At 57.6% G+C, this 4,717-nt stretch carries 5 protein-coding genes; all 5 read right to left on the bottom strand.

The genetic code is table 11. From position 1 onward, the window contains the following. Nucleotides 1-300: 300 nt before the first annotated feature. Complete coding sequence (locus KJQ12_RS18705) at nt 301-993, bottom strand: DUF2461 domain-containing protein (RefSeq protein WP_213486901.1); 693 nt, start codon at nt 991-993, stop codon at nt 301-303. Nucleotides 994-1,015: 22 nt separating this feature from the next. Then, nucleotides 1,016-2,239, bottom strand: a complete 1,224-nt coding sequence (locus KJQ12_RS18700) for an MFS transporter (protein WP_213486900.1) — start codon at nt 2,237-2,239, stop codon at nt 1,016-1,018. A 225-nt stretch (nt 2,240-2,464) separates the two neighbouring features. Beyond that, nucleotides 2,465-2,581, bottom strand: a complete 117-nt coding sequence (locus KJQ12_RS18695; RefSeq protein WP_015253569.1) for a hypothetical protein — start codon at nt 2,579-2,581, stop codon at nt 2,465-2,467. A gap of 127 nt (nt 2,582-2,708) precedes the next feature. After that, nucleotides 2,709-2,996 (bottom strand): hypothetical protein, encoded by a 288-nt coding sequence (locus tag KJQ12_RS18690; RefSeq protein WP_213486899.1) that lies wholly within the window; start codon nt 2,994-2,996, stop codon nt 2,709-2,711. 160 nt (nt 2,997-3,156) lie between these two features. Further along, nucleotides 3,157-4,626, bottom strand: coding sequence for a glycoside hydrolase family 32 protein (locus KJQ12_RS18685; RefSeq protein WP_213486897.1), 1,470 nt, complete (start codon nt 4,624-4,626; stop codon nt 3,157-3,159). Between the last annotated feature and the right edge of the window lie 91 nt (nt 4,627-4,717).

Genomic DNA, 4,717 nt, shown 5'->3' with positions numbered 1-4,717 from the left:
CCATAGTGACATTATCTCAGAACAGTTATACCGTGACATTATCACAGAACAACGACACCTATATGGTTTGATTGTTCATGAAAAACAATAAAAAAAACGCAATCATTGATTCAATGACATATCTTAACGGGTAATTGACGGATTCTTTTATTGAAAAACATTAATAGGTAGGTCTTTTAAATCATGGAATCTCTTGACTCTTCCAAACTTAAAAAGCTGCCCGACATACGGGCAGCTGCCTCGCAATCTGTTGACTTGTCTTCATACACAAACGTTTCGAAACGGGCCGGCAACATGCGCTCATACGCCGGCTGCCCGCATTCTCAAATTCCAGAAGGCGTGATAGAGTCCGCCGAGCATTTCGAATCCCGAAGCCACCTCATCCGCAAGCCGCGGAGAGAACAGCAGCTCGTCGATCTCCCGGTTGCAGGCGAGGTAAATATTTTTGCGCTGGTACCACTCAAGCACGGATTCGGACTTGCTCGCATCGAGGATTCGCTTGTAGCATTCCCCTTCAATGACGAACGTCCGCTGGCGCTCGTAGAAAGCCGTCGTCCGGCGGAACTGCTCCGGCTCCTCGTCGATCCATTCGCGCAGCTTGTCCATCGTGTCTTTCGAAGCGGCGTAGAATCCCATCCCGTAGCGATACCCGTCCGTCCGCAGCTCAAAAAAGAACGCGGGACCGTCCTTCCACTCCTCCGATCGGCGCTTGAACGTCATCCACATGGCGTCGCGGTACAGCGATTTGTCCCTGGAGAAGCGCGTGTCGCGATGGATGCGCGAGATCGTCTTGCCCACGGCGGGCCGCGTCTCCAGCTGCGGATCGATGGTCAGCATCGTTTCGCTCAGATCCGCCGCCAGGTCGCGCATCGGCTCCAGCAGCTCCCGCTCGTAAACCGGACGGTTCCGTTCAAACCACGCTTTCGAATTGTTCTCCCGCACGTCGCGCAGAAATCGGAGCGTCTGTTCGGTAAAACCGCGAAACGCCCCCATTTGAACAACCTCCTTCTGCCATTCAGGCCGTTATGGCGTACTCGGATTCCAGGCTGCTGTCCGACGCCTTGCGCAATCGGGAAACCGCCAGCCACGACGCCATCAGCGTGATGCCCCCGGCCGCGATGAAAAGCGTCAGCCTCAAACCGAGGTATTCTGCCAGAACGCCGCCGAGAATCGCGCCGACCGGCGCCAATCCGCCGAGGAAAAATTTCGAGGCGGCGCTGACCCGCCCGAGCAGTCGGTCCGGTGTGACTTTCTGACAGATCGTGACCGCCATGATGTTCGCGGACGCTCCACCGTAGAAGGCGACCAGGGCCGTACCGACAACCATCGCGGCCTGCAGCGCCCGGGGACCGCCGGCGAGCGGCACAAGCCAAGCGCCGAGCGCAAACAACGCTTCGGCGAAAATGACGACCGCCCCCGGCGTGAGTCCGGCTGCGAGCCTCCAGGCTGTAAATACGGCCGCGACGGCTCCCAGCGCCCCGACCGACAGGACGAGCCCGGTGTGGAAAGAAGTAAAACCGAGATGATTCTTCAGATAGGGATAATACGCGGCCAGGAAAGCGCTGAAGAACAGATTGATGCTGCCCATCGCAAGCGTCAGCGGACGAAGGACGGCGTGCCCGAGCAGGACGCGGAGCCCTCCGGTCACATCCTGGAGCTGGGCAGCCAGGCTCGTCGCCGCACCCGGCACGGTTTCACGGAAACGAATGCGCGCGAGGGCGACAGCCGAAGCGAGAAACGTCAGTCCGTTCACGATCATGGCCAGCGGAGCGGCGACCAGATTGACGAGAACCCCCGCCGCTCCGGGACCGGAAATCTGCGACAGCGATTGGCTGAACTGCAGCGCGCTGTTGGCGTCGACCAACCGGTCCTTGCCGACAAACCCGGGCAGGAACGCCTGATAGGCCGTCTCGAACATGACCGACAGCACACCGACGCCCAGCGCGACGAAGTACAGATGCCAGATGGTCAGCCCGTCGAGAAGATAGAACACCGGGATCAGCCCGATCAGCGCCGCGCGAAAGAAATCAGACACGATCATGAGCCGGAGCCTGCGGACCCGATCCACCATCACCCCGATGAAGAGAGAGAACAACAGAAACGGGATGCCGCTCATCGCCTGGAGCAGCCCGAGCTCGCCGGGCGACACTTCAAGATAGAAGGTCGCCATCAGCGGCAGGGCGAATGTCGCAATGTTGGAACCGAATACGGAGAAGGTTTGCCCAATCCAATATTTCACAAATTCCGCGTCTCCGAGCATGTTTTTGAGCCTCAATGAGAATCCGCCTTTCAATACGAACATATGATCGCCGTGCATAGCATTAAATATATATTATGTAATAATTTTCATCAACTCCCGGCAATAAAAGCGCCGCCCGTGCAGCCACCGGATGCTGTCGCTCCGCACGGACGGCGCTTCCTCCTGACGCCATTGCCAGACCGTCAAATTCGGCTTATTCGGTCATTACACGAGCCAGCCGCGAAGCACGATGACCAGCAAGATGAAAAGAACGAGAATCACACCCGTGCTCGTGAACAGACCGTGACCGCCGAAGCCGCCGTAACCGCCAGGGTAACCCATCCGCAAGCACCTCCTTCCGATCGGACTGCGTTATCCTATGCACCCATCCCTTAACACTATTGGGCAACAAGACAAAATAGGCAGACGCATCCCGCGTCTGCCCTGGATGAAGCGAAGAAGCCGGTCGTTACCAGAAGAACCCGCCGCCGTAAGGTCCGTAAAACGGTCCGAAGCCGGGACCGTAGAACGGTCCGCCGAACCCTCCGAATTCATACGGCGACGACCCGATCGCCAGCAGATCGAACAGCACGAGCGGCAGAAGGCCTTTTACTTGCGCCTTGCCGCGCGGCTGTTCCAGCATCAGCCGGTTGCCGCGGATGCCGACCAGCTTGCCGGAAACGATCGAGCCGTCTTTCTTGAGCGCGTAAATCTCCCGGCCGATCAGTTTCCGCACCTGTTCCTTCTTTACTGCCATGCTCTTCGCGCCTCCTCCCTTAAGACGCAGCTTTGGCCGCGCGTATCATAACGTATGCAACCGTGGCCGAGCCTGCATGGACAACGATGTACAAGCGCCAAAAAATGTACGGCAGCCCGCAGGCCGCCGCAATATGCAATCCGCTTCTATGCGGTTACGGTCACAACGGACGGACACTTCCGCCTGACCCGCCATGGCGAAACACACGGCTTTCCAGCTTCCCCAATCTGACAGGTTGCGCGGCGGAGACGGTCGATAAGGACCCTTTGGCAGCGTAGGAGGTTACGGTGAACACCTTTTCGCCGCGGTTGATAAACACTTCCAGAGAGTACAAGTCCACAAAAAGCTCGAGCACAAGCCCCTCGTCCACCCGGACATCCAACCGATAATCCCGGCCGTCCGCATAACCGGAGCGAACGGAGATCTGCTCCGCCGCGGCGTCCAGTTCCACTGTGATCGCCTGATCGTCCTTCCTCTGCAGATGGAATGCCAGGACATTCCCCTTCAGTTCGTCCAGCTCCGATTTGCTCAGCTCCAGCAGGATATGGCCCGAGCGGCCCTCCAGCACGACCTGCTCCCGACCGGAAGACAAGCCCACTTCTCCGCAAGCCTGCAGCGCAAAATGATCCCCGAACGGCAGGAACGGCTTCTGCAGCAGCTTCCGATCCTCGACCGCGAGCCGTCTCGGGATCGACATCATGCCGTTGAATGCAAATGCTTCGGGCAACCCGCCCTGGCTCCAGCTTTGCATCCACCCGATCAAAATGCGTTCGCCGTTCGGGCCGCAGGCGGTCTGGGGCGCGTAGAAGCTCGGGCCTTCGTCCAGAATGCCCTGACTTTCCACCTCAAACCTGCCCGTGCCGTAATCCAGCGTCCCGATGGCATAGGCGACATGATGCGTCACCTGCCCGGCATACTCGGGATCGCACGGCATGACGGAGAAAATCAGCACATCTTTCCCGTCCAGATGAAACAAGTCCGGACATTCCAGGAGCATGTTCTGCTCTTCGGCTGTCTGGTAGATCGAGGAATGAAACCGCCACTTGACCAAATCCTTCGATTCGAACATAACGATTTCGCCGCGGCGCTTCTCGTTCCGCACCGCCAGCACGCAATAATAGCTGTCTTTCTCCTTCCACACTTTCGGGTCCCTGAAATCGCACAACATGTAGCGTTCCGGCAGCTCTTTTTCTCCGATGACGGGATTGCCGGGGTGCTTCTCGAAATGCACGCCGTCCTCCGATACGGCAAGGCACTGCCGCTGGACGACCTGCCCATCCTCCCCGACCACATGTCCGGTATAGAGCAAATGCAGCTTGCCGTCTTTCTCAATGGCGCTTCCCGAAAAGCAGCCGTTCGCATCATAAGGCCGGTCATTGGCCAGCGCGACCGGCTTGTAGTTCCAGCGGACAAAATCCGTCGTGGTCGCGTGTCCCCAGTGCATGTCGCTCCACCTGGTGGAGTACGGGTTGTATTGATAAAACAGATGATACTCGCCATTGTGATAGATGAATCCGTTCGGATCGTTGATCCAGCCGATTTCCGCCGCAAAGTGAAAATGCGGCCGGTTGGTGACGCGATGTCTGTGTTGCCGGATATATTGATTTGCTGCTTCGAGTTTGGACAGCATGATCTCCCACTCCCATTGTTTTTCGCTATGCTGCATGGACCTCTGTCAATAGATTGGACACATGGAATCGAGAAAATTACGCAACATAATC

The organism is Thermobacillus xylanilyticus (genome assembly GCF_907165215.1).
GTDB lineage: Bacteria > Bacillota > Bacilli > Paenibacillales > Paenibacillaceae > Thermobacillus > Thermobacillus xylanilyticus.
Note: the sequence above shows the minus strand (reverse complement) of the source record. Positions and strands in the feature narration are given on the sequence as shown.